Consider the following 13,702-nt stretch of genomic DNA (forward strand, 5'->3'; position numbering starts at 1 on the left):
TTTCTCTTGGCCAGTAATAGCGCCGCTCATGAATAAAAGGCGGCGTCATGCTTGATTGACACCTTGACAGGCGTAGTGTAACGGAGGTCCATCCGATTCGCCTAACGCGGCGTGCTGCGAGTGCTGCGCGACGTTTGGCGGTTGCCCCGATCAGAACTTCGTCGTGGGTCTTTGACTATTGAAAATCATCCGCTATAATCTCGCTCTCTTCAGCAACGGCGGCAACGACGAAGCGAAGAATGCGGCAGTGGCAAGCGGTGCCTTTTGCGTGACGATCTGGAAATGTTGATCTAGCGGAAAATGACAAAGCCTGCTATTGTAGCAGAGTTGATTTGCAGTGCCCACGTGGCGGAATTGGTAGACGCGCATGGTTCAGGTCCATGTGCCGCGAGGTGTGGGGGTTCGAGTCCCTCCGTGGGCACCAGTAGGGTTGGCGGGTTTCCCGCCGACGCGGAAGTAAAAGCAGTGTCGGCAGTTCAGGCAGTACAGAAAACGCCCACGTGGCGGAATTGGTAGACGCGCATGGTTCAGGTCCATGTGCCGCGAGGTGTGGGGGTTCGAGTCCCTCCGTGGGCACCAACGTTTTCTGGTTGTGAGGTTGTTTCAGTGCCCACGTGGCGGAATTGGTAGACGCGCATGGTTCAGGTCCATGTGCCGCGAGGTGTGGGGGTTCGAGTCCCTCCGTGGGCACCAACATCTACCTTGTTTTACCGGACTTCTGGTCCCGCAAAACGCCGTAGCCTTCTCATGAGGACTACGGCGTTTTGCGTTATGCGCCCTCTTTTCATCGCGCCGCCAGGTCGTCCAGGATCGGGCATTCCGAACGCGCGTCGCCATGGCAGGATGCGGCAAGGCTTTCCAGCGTCCTGCGCATCGCTTCCATCTCGGCGATCTTGCGATCCAGCTCGGCGATATGCGCCAGCGCCATCGCGCGCACGTCGGCGCTGGCCCGGTGCTTGTCTTCCCACAGCGCCAGCAAATCCCTGATCTGGTCCAGAGAAAACCCGAGCGCGCGGCCGCGGTGGATGAATTGCAGCGTCCGCACGTCCTGTTCGCTGTACAGGCGATATCCGGCCTCGGTGCGGCGCGGCGCTTTCAGCAGGCCGATCGATTCGTAATGGCGGATCATTTTCGCCGACACGCTCGACGCACGCGCGGCGTCGCCGATGGTCAATGCTTGCGGTTGCTGCATGGTGTGCTCCCGGTGTTTCCCGACTTTTCCAGCGCCAAGCATACACCTTCCCATGGTAGTAAGCTCAAGCCGCGCTTGACTTGCAGCCGCGAACGTCCGAGCATGGACCCATGCAGATTCTCCGACCCGCGGCCCTCGGGCTGGCACTCGTCCTCATCCTGTCTTACGCCCTGGCCGGGCCGGCGCCCTATTACCAATGGCGCAGCAAGCTCACCGGCGAACTGGCCTGTTCCCAGACCCCGCTGGGCGAAGGCTGGGAAAAATCAAACGGTCCCTATCGGGACATGCGTTGCGAAAAACTCATTGTTGTTAAATAATGAAAGCGGAAGGCGCGCAGTTTCGACAAACTTCGCCGCCCCATTTCATACCATAACAGAGCAGCCACTGAGGAGACGACCATGTTCACCAGCCCGGAGCAGTTCGCAAACGCCACAAAAACCTTGTTCGACCTGCAGATGCAGACCTTCAACGCCCTGGCCGGCAAGACCGTCAAGGGCGTCGAGCAGGTCGTCGCCCTCAACCTGAACGCCGCGAAGAACTCGGTCGACAGCACGATGGCCGCCGGCCGCAGCATGGCCGAAGCCACCCAGGCCGGCAATCCGAAAGCCGCCTTCGACGCGCTGGCCGCGCGCATGCAGCCGGCCGCCGGCGTCACCAACGCCGCCGAATACGCGGCCCAGCTCAAGGTCATCATCGACGAGATGCACGATGAGTTCCGCGGCGCCGCCGACGCCCACGTGGCCGAAGCGAAGAACACGCTGTCGGCGCTGATCTATGACGTCACCCAGAACGTCAAGCCGGGCTCGGAAAACGCGGTCGACATCATCAAGGCCGCGATCGAGAATGCCTTCAAGGGCTACGAGCAGGTGACCCAGGCCACCCGCCAGGCGGTCCAGACCGTGGAAGCGCAGTTCGAGCGCGCCAGCGCGATCGTGACGCCGGGCGCCGCCAAGACCGACAAGGCCGGGCAGGAGTAAGCGCCCCCCGTGGACGTCCTGCGTCACGGCGCCAATGACGTCAAGGTAAGGCGAAAGTCTTCCTGAGTTGGCGTAAAAAGTCAGCGTAAAACCGTCGTTCCTGCGAAGGTGGGGACCCAGTCTTGCAAGCGTTTCGACGACGTTTGCAGAACTTGGGTCCCCGCCTGCGCGGGGACGACGTAGTTGACGGCTAGCTCAGCCAGCTTGACTTGACGGTATCAGCGTCACGGCGCCGGATCTTCGATCCCCAGCAAGTCTTCCAGCCGCGCCAGCGAGGCGTCATCCTTGATCACCGAGCGCAGCCACGCGTGCAGCGGCTGCTCGCCCCAACGCGCGGCTTTCTCGGCCAGGTAGGCCACCGGGCTGTGCGGCTCGGTGCGGCGGAAGAATTCGGCCACCTGGCGCAGCTGGGCCAGCGCCTGGTCGCGGTGCGCCAGCTGCCCGTCGATCCGCAGCGGCGGCGCGAGCGGCGCGACTGCGCCGCCGGTCGCCACCGTTTCGGGCAGCGCCGGCGCCGTGCCCGCCATCGCTACCGGTCCGAGCAGGTCCGCGACGTCGTCCAGCGCGGCGCGCCCGACGCTATAGCCCGGCCCATCGGCGCCGAGCTGGCCATCGACCACCCGTTCCAGCGCCTGCAACGCGTCCCGGCAGGCTTCGCAATCGGCCAGCAGCGCCTGCACGAAGGGGACCTTGCTGCGCGCGCGCGCCGTCTCCAGTTCGGCCACGGCGTCCGGCCCCTTCGCGCGCGCGACTTCCCAGGCCTGCAGGGTCAGCACGCCGTTCTCGGCCAGCGGCATCGTCTTGACCAGCGGCGCGATGCGGCCCGCCAGCCAGGCCAGGTTGCCGATGCGGCGCTCGAAGCCATCCTCGTCGGCCTGCGGGTGCAGCCCGTCCCAGTAACGCTCGCACAGCGCCGCCACCAGATCCAGGCCCTCGGCCAGGCCGCGCATGCCGCCGGTCTTCGCATTCGCCTCGACCAGCCACACGGCCAGTTGCAAGTCCTTGCTACGGGTCTGCAGCAAGCCGGTGCAGCGCTTGCCGACCAGCTTCCAGTCGGCTTCCTTGAGCGCCGTGACCCAGGCGCCCTGCTCCAGCGAAGGATCGTCGGCCAGGCGCGCGCGCGCGATCTCGTCGACCTCGGGCGAAAACGCCAGGTCGTCGCCGCAGGGATTCTCCGGCGCGATCGGCGCCAGCAACGCATCGATGTCCAGCATGGCGCCCTCCTCAGGCTTCTCTCGGTTCGATCAGGTACTTGAACTTACCGGCCTTGGTGGCGCCGACCTTCACGCGGGCGATGCCGCCGCCTTCGGCCATGCGCGCCAGCACGTTGTCGGCGATCTCCGGCAGCAAGGTGCCGTTCAGGACGTTGTCGACATTGCGCGCGCCGGAGTCGACCTCGGTGCAGCGCTGCAGGACCGCCTCCACCAGCGCGTCGTCGTATTCGAATTTCGCCTTGTGGTTGTCCAGCACGCGTTCGCCGATGCGCGCCAGCTTGAGACGGATGATGTTGGCCAGCACCTGGTCGCCGATCGGGTAGAACGGCACCACCGCCAGGCGGCCCAGGAAGGCCGGCTTGAAGTGCTTCATCAGCGCCGGCCGCAGCAGCTCGGACAGCTGCTCGGGCGTGGGCAGCTCGTTCGAAGCCTTGTTCAGGCACGCCGCCATCAGCTGGCTCGAGCCGGCGTTCGAGGTCAGGATGATGATCGTGTTGCGAAAGTCGATCTGGCGTCCTTCGGCGTCGTCCATCACGCCCTTGTCGAACACCTGGAAGAACATCTCGAGCACGTCCGGGTGCGCCTTCTCGGCCTCGTCGAGCAGCACCACGCTGTAGGGATTGCGCCGCACCGCCTCGGTCAGCACCCCGCCCTCGCCGTAGCCGACGTAGCCCGGCGGCGAACCTTTCAGGCCGGAGACGCTGTGCGCTTCCTGGTATTCGCTCATATTGATCGTGATGAGCTTGCGTTCGCCGCCGTACAGGATGTCGGCCAGCGCCAGCGCGGTCTCGGTCTTGCCCACGCCCGAGGTGCCGACGAACAGGAACACGCCCTTCGGCTTGTTGGGATCCATCAGGTTGGCGCGCGCGGTGCGCACGCGCTGGGCTACCACATGGCTGGCATGGCCCTGGCCGAGGATGCGCTCGTCGAGCATGGCCTTCAGGTTGACCACGGTGCGGATCTCGTCCTTGACCATGCGCCCCAGCGGGATGCCGGTCCAGGCGGCGACGATCTCGGCCACCGTGTGGCCGTCGACCTGCACCGGCACCAGCGGGGCTTCGCCCTGCAGGCTGCGCAAGGCGTGGTTCAACGCGCGCAACTCCTTCGCGCCACCGTTCTCGTCCCGGCTGCCGGAAGCCTCCAGCTCGGCGCGCAGCTTGCCGATCTGGTTGGCCAGCGCCTGCTCTTCTTCCCACCGGCGCTGCAGCATCTCCTGCTCGGCCGCGGCGCTGGCGCGCTGCTGGCCCAGTGCCGCCAGCACCTCGGCGTGGTTGGCGCCTGCGCTGGCGTCGCGGTTCAGGGCGCTGATGCGGGCGTCCAGCCGTTCGATGCGGCGCACGCAGTCTTCCAGTAGCGCCGGGGTGGCGCTTTGACCCAGCGCCACCTTGGCGCACGCGGTGTCCAGCACGCTGATCGCCTTGTCCGGCAGCTGGCGGCCGCTGATGTAGCGGTGCGACAGGCGCACCGCCTCGGTAATGGCGTCGTCGTAGACACGCACGCCGAAGTGCCGCTCCATCAGCGGCGCCATGGCGCGCAGCATGGCCGCCGCCGTGTCCTCGTCCGGCTCCTCGACCTTGACCACCTGGAAGCGGCGCGCCAGCGCGGCGTCCTTCTCGAAATACTTCTTGTATTCGCCCCAGGTCGTGGCCGCGATCGTGCGCAGCTCGCCGCGCGCCAGCGCCGGTTTGAGCAGGTTGGCGGCGTCGTTCTGGCCAGCCGCGCCACCGGCGCCGATCATCGTGTGGGCCTCGTCGATGAACAGGATGATCGCATGAGGACTCTTTTTCACTTCCTCGATCACATTCTTGAGGCGGTTCTCGAACTCGCCCTTCACGCTGGCCCCGGCCTGGAGCAGGCCCATGTCGAGCGTGTGGATCTCGACGCCCTTCAACACGTCCGGCACGTCGTCCTGGGCGATGCGCAGCGCCAGGCCCTCGACCACGGCGGTCTTGCCGACGCCGGCCTCGCCGGTGAGGATCGGGTTGTTCTGGCGCCGCCGCATGAGGATGTCGATCGCCTGGCGGATTTCCATGTCGCGCCCGATCACCGGGTCGACCTTGCCGTCGCGCGCGCGCCCGGTCAGGCAGGTGGTGTACTGGTCGAGGGCCGGCGTGGCGCGGGCGGCGGCCTGGCTCAGTTCGGAGGCGGCGTCCGGCCCCGCGCCCCCCGTTTCCTCTACCTCGAGCGCGCTCGCCTCGCTGGAGCCGCGCGTCAGCCGCTCCAGGTCGTGCTTCAGGCGGTCGAGCGGGAAGCGTGCGAACAGCGGCGAGGCACGCTGCGCCAGCTGCGCCAGCGACGGCTCGGTCAGCAGCGCCAGCAACAGGTGGCTGCTGCGGATCCGGTTCGGCCGGCCGGGGTTTTCTCCAATCGTCAGCGAGGCGATCAGCCAGGCATGCTCGAGCAGCAGCGGCAGGTGGCGCGAGAACACGGGCGTGCGTGCGCTGCCGGTGGCGAAGCGCCCCACTTCGCGCCGCAGGTCGGCTTCCAGGCCGGTCAGGCTGATGTCGCACTGGCGCGCGATCGCCGCCAGGTCGCTGCCCGGCTGCTCGATCAGGCCCAGGAACAGATGCTCGACCTCGACCTCGTACTGGCCCAGCCCCATGCAGATGCTGGCGGCGCGGGTGGCGGCTAGGCGGGTGGTGTCGTTCAGCTTGGAGATGAGCGTCTTGAGGTTGATGTCCATCGTGGCTCCCTTATCGTAGTGGCGTGGTGGCGCCGCCTTCAGCCCTTGGGCGGCCGGGCGCTTCGGTTGATCTCGTAGTGCAGCGAGGACGGCTGCAGCACCGCATTGAAGTTGACCGGCTCGAGCAGGCCGTCGACCGCCAGGCGGGCATGGATCGCGAAATGCAGGCGGTTGACGTCGCCCGCCGCGGGCTCGAGCACGGCGCGCGCGTCAACCAGGCGCGGCTCGTGGGTGGCGATCGCGTCCTCGATGCTGGCGCAGACGGCGGCGCGGTCGACGCTGCTGGTCAGGCAGAAACCGGCGAAGTCGATCAGGCCGTAGTGCAGGATCGAGGCGCGCGCCGCCGGATAGCCCTCGAGACGGGTGACGTCCAGCGCGATGCGGGTATTGAGCAGCGCTTCCAGGTCGCGCGCGACGCTATCCTTGAGCTGCTCGACGCCCAGCGCGGCGCCGGTCGCGCCGTCGTCGACCATCAGGCGGTCGAGCAGGCCCGGCGTGAAGCCTTTCATGGTGCCTCCCGGGGATGGCGGATGCGCGGTAAAGCGAATGGCAATGCGGCGGCGGCCGGCGTGGCCGCCGCGCGGGCGAGAACGGCGGCGCCGTTCAGGCGACCTTGTTGGCCGCCAGGTCCCAGCCGCCGGAAGTGTTGCCGCCGGCGCCGCCGGTGACCTTCTGCTGGGTGTACTTCCACTTGATCTTCGAGAACTTCAGGCCGACCTGCTCCTGGATGATGCTGCCTTCGGACACGCTGGGGCTGATGCCGCCGATCAGCACGTTCTCGAGCTCGATCTCGAAATACTTGATGCGCTCGCCCTGGCCGTCGGCGCGCATGAATTCCAGCTTGGCTTTCGGGATCGTCTTGCCGGCCGAGCAGGTCTGCAGCAGGATCGGCGACGACAGGTCGGCCAGCTTGGTCAGCGCGATCTCCTGGTGCTCGCAGCGCTCGGCCGTGTGGCCGCCGCCGGTGGACGCGGTGGCCGAACGCGGCTGGGTCACGCCCCACGACACCGAGGTGCACTCGATCCAGTCCTTGTGCTTGTCGTCCATCGATTCGCCCTTGATCCCGTCGATCTGCAGGTACACGTCAATTGCCATGTTCTACTCCAAGTTAGTGAAAGATTAAAGGTGCTAGCTTTTGGTCGACTGCGGCAACTCCGCGACCAAACGGAGCGAAACGGAGAGTTCGTCGAGCTGGAAGTGCGGCCGCAGGAAGGACACGGCGCGGTACACGCCGGGGCGGCCCGGCACCTCGGACACCTGCACGCTGGCTTCGCGCAGCGGGAATTGCGCCTTCTGGTCCTGGCTCGCGTTATCGTCGAGCAGGACGTATTGCGTCAGCCAGCGGTTCAGGTAATCCTCGACGTTCGACGCGGCGGCGAAGCTGCCGATCTTGTCGCGCATCATGGACTTCATGTAGTGGGCGATGCGCGAGACGGCGAAGATGTACTGCAGCTGCGACGACAGCACGGCATTGGCATTGGCCGCCTCGTTGTTGTACTTGCGCGCCTTCTGCGCCGACTGGGCGCCGAAGAACGCCGCGTACGAGGTGTTCTTGCAGTGGACCAGCGAGATGAAGCCGAGGTCCGACAGTTCCTTTTCGCGGCGGTCGGTGATCGCGACTTCGGTCGGGCACTTCAGCGCCACTTCTCCCTCGTCGGTCTTGAAGGTATGGGTCGGCAGGTTCTCGACCAGGCCGCCGCCCTCGACGCCGCGGATCGCGGCGCACCAGCCATAATCTTCAAACGCGCGCGTCAGGCGCGCGCCGAAGGCATAGGCCGCGTTGCACCACAGGTATCTGGAGTGGTCGCTGCCATCCACGTCCTCGACGTAGTTGAAGCCCTCGGTCGTCATGCCGTCGGCCGGGTGGTATGGCAACCGCCCCAGGAAGCGCGGCAGGCACAGGCCGACGTAGCGCGCATCCTCGGATTCCCTGAACGCCTTCCACTTGGCGTATTCGACGGTGTCGAACACCTTGGCCAGGTCGCGCGGCTTGCCCAGGTCGCCGAAACTCTCGACGCCGAACAGCTCGGGGCTGCTCGAAGTGATGAACGGCGCATGGCTGGCCGCGGCCACGTGCGACATCTGCTCGAGGAAGTAGATGTCCTCGGGCTGGCGCGAGATCTCGAAGTCGCCGATCAGGGCGCCGTACGGCGCGCCGCCGAAGGTGCCGAATTCTTCTTCGTAGATCTTCTTGAACATCGTGCTCTGGTCGAACTCCATGGCCGACTGGAAGTCCTTCACCAGCTCGCGCTTGCTGGCATTGAGCATGCGGATCTGCAGGTTGGCGCTCGTGGTGCTGTTCTTGACCAGGTAGTGCAGGCCGGTCCAGCTGCGTTCGAGCTTCTGGAATTCGGGCGCATGCATGATGCTCGACAGCTGGTCGGAAATCATGCGGTCCAGTTCCGCCAGGCGCGCATCGATGGTGGCCGACAGGTTGGACGAGATCACCATCGTCCCCTGCATCACCTGGCTCACCAGCTCCGAGATCAGGTCGCGCGCGCGTTCGTGCTCGCTGCTCGACGCCGCCACGCGGCTTTCTTCGACAATCTGGTCCAGCAGCGAGGCGTCCAGTTCCGGCGCGCCGTGCGCCGCGCCCGCCGTGGCCTGGGTGGATTCGAATACCGCCGCCATCTCACTCTCCCCTTTCGTCATCGGGGCGCGACTTGCGCAGGCCGTCGAGCCGTTCGGTGTTGCTCAGCACCTCGGTCAGGATGTCCTCGAGCTTGTCGTTGCCGGCCAGCTTGTTGCGCAGGTCGGCCAGCTTGGTGCGCGCTTCGAGCAGGCCAGCCAGCGGCGCCACCTGGCGCACCACCGACTCGGGCCGGAAGTCGTCCATCTCGCGAAACTGCAGCTGCACCCCGAACTGGCCGCCCTCCGGCGACAGGTGGTTGTCGACCTTGAAGGTGGCGACGGGCGCGACGGCGCCCAGCACCTCGTCGAAATTGCCGGCATCGACATTGACGAACTTGCGGTCCTTGAGGCGCTTCTTCTCGGCCCCCGGGTCGACGCCGAAGTCGCCGACCACGCCGACCACGAAGGGCAGCTCCTTGTTCTCGATCGCGTCGCCGATCTCGACGTCATAGGTCATCTGCACGCGCGGCGCGCGCACCTTCTGCAAGCGCTTCTGAACGCTTTCGCTCTTGGCCATGTCGACTCCAGTGGGCAATGATGGGGTTACTTCAATACGTCGAACGGACTGCCGCTGGCGGCCGCCGGACGCGGCGGGGCCGCCACCGCTGGCTGGCTCGGGGTCCTGCGGGTCGCCGCACGCGCGGCGGGACGGGGCGTGACCAGCACCTCTTCGCCCAGGCTGGTGCGCAGCAGCTTGGCCAGGTCTTGCGCTTCGCTGCGCACCGAACCCTGCAGATTGTTCTTGCGCGTCAGGTCCGCCAGCGCCTTGCTGGCCACACGCAGGCCGCTGACGGCCAGGATGCTGTAGGCCAGCGTGTCGTCGGGATCGCGCGCCAGCGCTTCCTGCGCGCTGCTGATGGCGTCGCCGTACTGGGCGGCGTCGAAACGGATCTGGGCCATGCGCACCCAGGGCTTCTTGTCGACTGGATGCGCCACGCTGGCCGCCTTGAGCAGGCTGACCGCCTTCTCGCCCTGCCCGGCCGCGAGGGCGGCATCGGCTTCGGCATAGATGTTCTCGGACACGGCGGCGCGCTTGGCGGCGGTGCCCGTGCCATCGGTGGCGCACCCGGCCAGGGCGGCGACCCCGAGCAGCAGGGGTAACAGGCGTTTGCGGATCATGCTCGTCTCTCCAGTGGGTGAACAAGCCCCCATTATTCGCATCGCACTTTTCAGGAAGTTGTGCACTGTCAATGAAAAGCGAGTTCAACCAAGGACTGTTGGGTATCGCTTGCGTTTGCGCCGGGTCAGCGCGCCCTGGCGCGGATGGGGTTCAATCCAACTCTGGTGCTTTAGAACAATTGCGAGGAGATCATTGATGAGGACGTTCAAGCGGGCCGGCCCGCTGGTTGCCGCAACCGCGCTGGCAGCGGCGCTCGCCGGCTGCGGCGGCGCCGCGCTGGCGCCGCTGGCCAGCGTGGCCCTGGAGGCGGCCGGCTTGCGCAAGCCGGCCGAATTGCCCGAGTCGCAAAAGCCGCCGCGCAACGTGCCGCTCAAGCTGCACGCCGCCACGCGCCTGAACGTCGATTCGCGCGGCCAGCCGCTGGCGCTGGCGGTGCGCCTGTACAAGCTGCGCCAGAAGGACGCCTTCGAGGGTGCGCCCTACGCCACCTTCCTCGACCCGCGCCTGGAGCGCGAGAGCCTGGGCGCCGACCTGGTCGAGGTGCGCGAGATCATGCTGGTGCCGGGCCAGCGCTACGAGGTGACCGAAAAAGTCGCGCGCGAAGCGGGCCACGTCGGCATCGTCGCCCTGTTCCATACCCCGGCCGCCGGCCGCTGGCGCACCGCGATCAGCAGCCCGGAGGCCGAGCGCAACGGCCTGAGCGTCGGCCTGCACGCCTGCGCGATGAGCGTGGGTTCGGCCACGGCCAACGCGGGCGCTTCGGCACTGGCCTCTGTGCGCTGTCAATAAATGTTTATAACTTTCCTGCAAGCTAGTTCTTTCTGAACGTCGAGGAGGCGATCGTGAGCATGCCATCCAAGGTCTTATGGGGCGAGGGACTGTTCCTGCGGCCCCAGCATTTCCAGCAGCAGGACCGCTACCACGAGGCGCGCCTGAACCAGACCGCCTGCGCCCTGCATCCGCATTGCTGGGGCGTGCGCAAGCTGGCGGTCGATCTCGACGCGCTGCGCAACGACATCCTGCGCATCGACGAGCTGTCGCTGCTGTTCCCCGACGGCGAAGTGGTGCGCGCGCCGGGCGACGACGTGCTGCCGCCGCAGGTGCGCCTGGGCGAGCTGCCGCCGGCGCAGCAGACGGTCACCTACCACGCCGCCCTGCCGGCGCTGCGCACGCACGGCGACAACTGCGCGAGCGGCCTGGACGCGCTGGAGACCGTCGAGGTGCGCTTCGGGCGCATCGATCGCGAGACCCAGGACCTGTACACCCAGGCCGCCGACGCGCCCGTGACCTACCTGCGCAAGGCGTTGCGCCTGGTGGCCGACAGCGAGCCGCTGGAAGCCTACGAGAGCTTTGCGCTGCTGCGCCTGCGGCGCGTGGCCACCGGCGGCTTCGAGATCGATCCCGGCTTCGTTCCGCCCAGCCTGTCGATCGACGCGGTGACGATGCCCGGCGCCGGTCTCTATGGCGGCCTGGCGCGGCTGATGGAAAAGCTGCTGGCCAAGGTCAATGCGCTGTATGGCGACCTGCGCGAGCCGAGCCGCAACGTGGTCGAGATCCGCGGCGGCGACGTGTCCTCGTTCTGGCTGCTGCACACGGCCAGCGCCGGTTATGCCGCGCTGGCCCACTACCTGCACCACCGCGAGCTGCATCCCGAGCGCCTGTACGGCGCCATGCTGGAACTGGCCGGCGGCCTGATGACCTATTCGCGCAGCTACCGGCTCGAGGACCTGCCCTCCTACGTCCACGCCGATCCTGGCCCCCAGTTCGCGCGCCTGGACGGCATCATCCGCGACCTGCTCGACACCGTGATCTCGTCGCGCTACTTCACCATCGCCCTGCACAAGGACCGCCCGTCGTACTACCTCGGCGCGCTCGACTCGGGCCGCATCAACGCCCAGACCACCCTGTACCTGGCGGTGGCGGCCGACATGCCGGCGCTGCGCCTGGTCGAGGCGGTGCCGCTGCAGTTCAAGGTCGGCTCGCCCGAAGACGTCGACAAGTTCGTGCTGTCGGCGCTGCCCGGCGTGAAGCTGGTGCACGCGCCCCAGGTGCCGAGCGCGATTCCGGTGCGGCCCGACACCTATTACTTCGTGCTCGAAGGCCGCGGCGTGCTGTACGAGGCGATGCTCAAGGCCCAGGCGATCTCGGTGTACGTGCCGAACGGCGTGCGCGAGCTGCGCCTCGAACTGATCGCGGTGTCGGCATGAACGCCTTCGTCGAGCGCCGCGCGGCGCGCCAGGGTGACGCCGGCAACCGCCGCCAGCGGCTGGTGGACATCATGTACGAGGGCTTTCACGCGCTGTTCCTGCTCAAGAACGGCTGCGGACCGCAGGACAAGGGCGCCTTCGCCGACAATATGACCGCCTTCCTGGCCGACGTCGACCGCAGCGCCAAGGCGCTCGGCATCGCGGCCGAGGACGTGACGGCGGCCAAGTACGCCTACTGCTCGGCGGTGGACGAGATCATCCTGCGCTCGACCTACGAGGTGCGCGAGGCCTGGGAGACCCGTCCGCTGCAGCTGCGGGTGTTCGGCGACCAGCTGGCCGGCGAGCACTTCTTCCATCGGCTGGAAGACTTGCGCGCCAGGGGCGCGCAGCAGGTCGAGGCCCTGGAGGTGTTCCATATGTGCCTGCTGCTGGGCTTCCAGGGCCGCTATGCGCTGGACGGCAAGGACAAGCTGGACTACCTGGTGGCGCGCCTGGGCGACGAAATCGCCCGCATGCGCGGCCGCACCCGCGGATTCGCGCCGCACGCCGAGCGCCCGGACCAGGTGGTCAACCGGCTGCGCAGCGACCTGTCGCTATGGGTGCTGGCGGCGGTGTTCACGCTGGCCGGGATGGGGGCCTACCTGGGGTTCCGGACGGCGCTCGGCAACGAGTCCGAGCTGGCGCTGGCGCATTACAACGACCTGGTCAAGCTGCCGCCCAAGGCGGCGCACGTGACCATCACCCTGCCGTGAAAGCAGGACGGCCCCGGGATCCTGGATCCCGGGGCCGTCTGTTCCCTGTCTGTTCCCTGTCTGTTCCCTGTCTGTTCCCCGTCTGTTCCCCGTCTGTTCCCCGCTGTTCCCCGCTGTTCCCCGTCTGTTCCCCGTCTGTACCACCAGCGTTCTACTGGATGACCTTGAACTCGATGCGCCGGTTGCGCGCCTTGCCTTCCGGCGTGCGGTTGTCGGCCACCGGCCGGTCCGGACCTTCGCCCGACACCGCGATCGACTCTGCCGCGATCCCCTGGCTCACCACATAGGCCTTGACCGCCTCGGCGCGCGCCTGGCTCAGCGACAGGTTGCCGGCGCGCGAGCCGGCGTTGTCGGTGTGACCGATGATCTCGACCTTCACGCCGTTCAGCTTCTTCAGGGCCGCCGTCATCCCGTCCAGCACCTCGGTGCCGGCCGGGGTCAGGGTGGCCTTGCCCGACTCGAATTCGATGATGCGGTCGGCCAGCGCCGCATCCAGCACGCTCTGCTGCGACGCGGCCACCCGCAGGCCGTTATTGACCGTATAGGTCGGATTGAGGCGGGCCGCGATCTCGGCGGCGATCTGCTGGCGCTGCGCTTCGCTGGCCACGTCACCGCGCAGGCTGACGCTGTTGCCCTCGACTTTCAGCTGGCCGCCCTTCACCAGGCGCAGGTTCGGCCCGATCAGGCTGCCCACGTAATTGTTCCAGTTGGCCGGCGTCGAGACCGCGCCGACCGCCAGCTGGTCGACCACGCGCTGCGCGCCGTACACGCCGCGCAGCCGCTCGAGCAGCGCGGCCTTGGCGGCTTCGTCGGCGACCATGCCGCTGACCACGACCGGGGCCTCGGCCGCGCCGGATGGCGTCTGCGCGGCCAGCGGCATGGCGCCGGCCAATCCAAGCAACAGGGTCAGGGTGCGAAGTGTCACG

14 protein-coding genes and 3 tRNA genes are annotated in these 13,702 nt (G+C 67.2%); 8 read left to right on the forward strand and 9 right to left on the reverse strand.

What is annotated here, in order from left to right:
- Positions 1–339 precede the first annotated feature (339 nt).
- From ABIB38_RS15020 to ABIB38_RS15030, 3 genes are all read left to right on the forward strand, one after another.
- Positions 340–424, forward strand: a tRNA-Leu gene (locus tag ABIB38_RS15020).
- A gap of 70 nt (positions 425–494) precedes the next feature.
- Positions 495–579, forward strand: a tRNA-Leu gene (locus ABIB38_RS15025).
- A gap of 29 nt (positions 580–608) precedes the next feature.
- A tRNA-Leu gene (locus tag ABIB38_RS15030) sits at positions 609–693 on the forward strand.
- A gap of 91 nt (positions 694–784) precedes the next feature.
- On the opposite strand, the gene cueR is transcribed toward ABIB38_RS15030, so the two are convergent.
- Positions 785–1,192, reverse strand: a complete 408-nt coding sequence (gene cueR / locus ABIB38_RS15035) for a Cu(I)-responsive transcriptional regulator (RefSeq protein ID WP_429205026.1) — start codon at positions 1,190–1,192, stop codon at positions 785–787.
- Between the two features lie 110 nt (positions 1,193–1,302).
- Here cueR and ABIB38_RS15040 point away from each other — a divergent pair, with 110 nt between their 5' ends.
- The gene (locus ABIB38_RS15040; RefSeq protein ID WP_429205027.1) at positions 1,303–1,509 is read left to right on the forward strand and encodes a hypothetical protein; all 207 of its coding nucleotides are present in this window, start codon (positions 1,303–1,305) and stop codon (positions 1,507–1,509) included.
- Positions 1,510–1,590: 81 nt separating this feature from the next.
- Positions 1,591–2,169, forward strand: a complete 579-nt coding sequence (locus tag ABIB38_RS15045; RefSeq protein WP_429205029.1) for a phasin family protein — start codon at positions 1,591–1,593, stop codon at positions 2,167–2,169.
- A 224-nt stretch (positions 2,170–2,393) separates the two neighbouring features.
- On the opposite strand, the gene tssA is transcribed toward ABIB38_RS15045, so the two are convergent.
- The 7 genes from tssA to ABIB38_RS15080 form a co-directional block, all read right to left on the reverse strand.
- A complete protein-coding gene (gene tssA / locus ABIB38_RS15050; protein ID WP_429205031.1) occupies positions 2,394–3,383 on the reverse strand; it encodes a type VI secretion system protein TssA in 990 nt (329 codons plus the stop codon).
- 10 nt (positions 3,384–3,393) lie between these two features.
- Positions 3,394–6,066 (reverse strand): type VI secretion system ATPase TssH, encoded by a 2,673-nt coding sequence (gene tssH, locus ABIB38_RS15055; protein ID WP_429205032.1) that lies wholly within the window; start codon positions 6,064–6,066, stop codon positions 3,394–3,396.
- A 38-nt stretch (positions 6,067–6,104) separates the two neighbouring features.
- A complete protein-coding gene (gene tssE / locus ABIB38_RS15060; protein WP_429205034.1) occupies positions 6,105–6,575 on the reverse strand; it encodes a type VI secretion system baseplate subunit TssE in 471 nt (156 codons plus the stop codon).
- A 94-nt stretch (positions 6,576–6,669) separates the two neighbouring features.
- Positions 6,670–7,161, reverse strand: coding sequence for an Hcp family type VI secretion system effector (locus ABIB38_RS15065; RefSeq protein ID WP_429205036.1), 492 nt, complete (start codon positions 7,159–7,161; stop codon positions 6,670–6,672).
- Between the two features lie 33 nt (positions 7,162–7,194).
- Positions 7,195–8,697, reverse strand: a complete 1,503-nt coding sequence (gene tssC / locus ABIB38_RS15070) for a type VI secretion system contractile sheath large subunit (RefSeq protein ID WP_429205038.1) — start codon at positions 8,695–8,697, stop codon at positions 7,195–7,197.
- 1 nt (position 8,698) lies between these two features.
- Positions 8,699–9,214 carry a type VI secretion system contractile sheath small subunit gene (gene tssB / locus ABIB38_RS15075; RefSeq protein ID WP_429205039.1) on the reverse strand — a complete coding sequence of 172 codons (516 nt, stop codon included), beginning with the start codon at positions 9,212–9,214 and terminating at the stop codon, positions 8,699–8,701.
- 26 nt (positions 9,215–9,240) lie between these two features.
- A complete protein-coding gene (locus tag ABIB38_RS15080) occupies positions 9,241–9,816 on the reverse strand; it encodes a tetratricopeptide repeat protein (protein WP_429205040.1) in 576 nt (191 codons plus the stop codon).
- 196 nt (positions 9,817–10,012) lie between these two features.
- On the opposite strand from ABIB38_RS15080, the gene tssJ reads away from it, so the two are divergent.
- Genes tssJ through icmH form a run of 3 tightly spaced genes read left to right on the forward strand, consistent with a single transcriptional unit; the run spans position 10,013 to position 12,776 of the window.
- Complete coding sequence (gene tssJ, locus ABIB38_RS15085) at positions 10,013–10,606, forward strand: type VI secretion system lipoprotein TssJ (RefSeq protein WP_429205041.1); 594 nt, start codon at positions 10,013–10,015, stop codon at positions 10,604–10,606.
- Positions 10,607–10,665: 59 nt separating this feature from the next.
- Positions 10,666–12,024: a type VI secretion system baseplate subunit TssK gene (gene tssK / locus ABIB38_RS15090; RefSeq protein ID WP_429205115.1), complete on the forward strand. Its 1,359-nt coding sequence runs from the start codon at positions 10,666–10,668 to the stop codon at positions 12,022–12,024.
- Positions 12,021–12,776, forward strand: coding sequence for a type IVB secretion system protein IcmH/DotU (icmH, locus tag ABIB38_RS15095; RefSeq protein ID WP_429205042.1), 756 nt, complete (start codon positions 12,021–12,023; stop codon positions 12,774–12,776). Before tssK ends, icmH begins: the two co-directional genes overlap by 4 nt.
- Before the next feature lie 151 nt (positions 12,777–12,927).
- On the opposite strand, the gene ABIB38_RS15100 is transcribed toward icmH, so the two are convergent.
- A complete protein-coding gene (locus tag ABIB38_RS15100) occupies positions 12,928–13,701 on the reverse strand; it encodes an OmpA family protein (protein ID WP_429205044.1) in 774 nt (257 codons plus the stop codon).
- Position 13,702 lies beyond the last annotated feature (1 nt).

The organism is Massilia sp. UYP11 (assembly GCF_050434805.1).
Classification (GTDB): Bacteria; Pseudomonadota; Gammaproteobacteria; order Burkholderiales; family Burkholderiaceae_D; genus Telluria.

Bases quoted from the DNA above. Each gene is read 5' to 3' on its own strand.
- cueR (WP_429205026.1), bottom strand. From the start codon at position 1,192: ATGCAGCAACCGCAAGCATTGACCATCGGCGACGCCGCGCGTGCGTCG.
- ABIB38_RS15040 (WP_429205027.1), top strand. From the start codon at position 1,303: ATGCAGATTCTCCGACCCGCGGCCCTCGGGCTGGCACTCGTCCTCATC.
- ABIB38_RS15045 (WP_429205029.1), top strand. From the start codon at position 1,591: ATGTTCACCAGCCCGGAGCAGTTCGCAAACGCCACAAAAACCTTGTTC.
- tssA (WP_429205031.1), bottom strand. From the start codon at position 3,383: ATGCTGGACATCGATGCGTTGCTGGCGCCGATCGCGCCGGAGAATCCC.
- tssH (WP_429205032.1), bottom strand. From the start codon at position 6,066: ATGGACATCAACCTCAAGACGCTCATCTCCAAGCTGAACGACACCACC.
- tssE (WP_429205034.1), bottom strand. From the start codon at position 6,575: ATGAAAGGCTTCACGCCGGGCCTGCTCGACCGCCTGATGGTCGACGAC.
- ABIB38_RS15065 (WP_429205036.1), bottom strand. From the start codon at position 7,161: ATGGCAATTGACGTGTACCTGCAGATCGACGGGATCAAGGGCGAATCG.
- tssC (WP_429205038.1), bottom strand. From the start codon at position 8,697: ATGGCGGCGGTATTCGAATCCACCCAGGCCACGGCGGGCGCGGCGCAC.
- tssB (WP_429205039.1), bottom strand. From the start codon at position 9,214: ATGGCCAAGAGCGAAAGCGTTCAGAAGCGCTTGCAGAAGGTGCGCGCG.
- ABIB38_RS15080 (WP_429205040.1), bottom strand. From the start codon at position 9,816: ATGATCCGCAAACGCCTGTTACCCCTGCTGCTCGGGGTCGCCGCCCTG.
- tssJ (WP_429205041.1), top strand. From the start codon at position 10,013: ATGAGGACGTTCAAGCGGGCCGGCCCGCTGGTTGCCGCAACCGCGCTG.
- tssK (WP_429205115.1), top strand. From the start codon at position 10,666: ATGCCATCCAAGGTCTTATGGGGCGAGGGACTGTTCCTGCGGCCCCAG.
- icmH (WP_429205042.1), top strand. From the start codon at position 12,021: ATGAACGCCTTCGTCGAGCGCCGCGCGGCGCGCCAGGGTGACGCCGGC.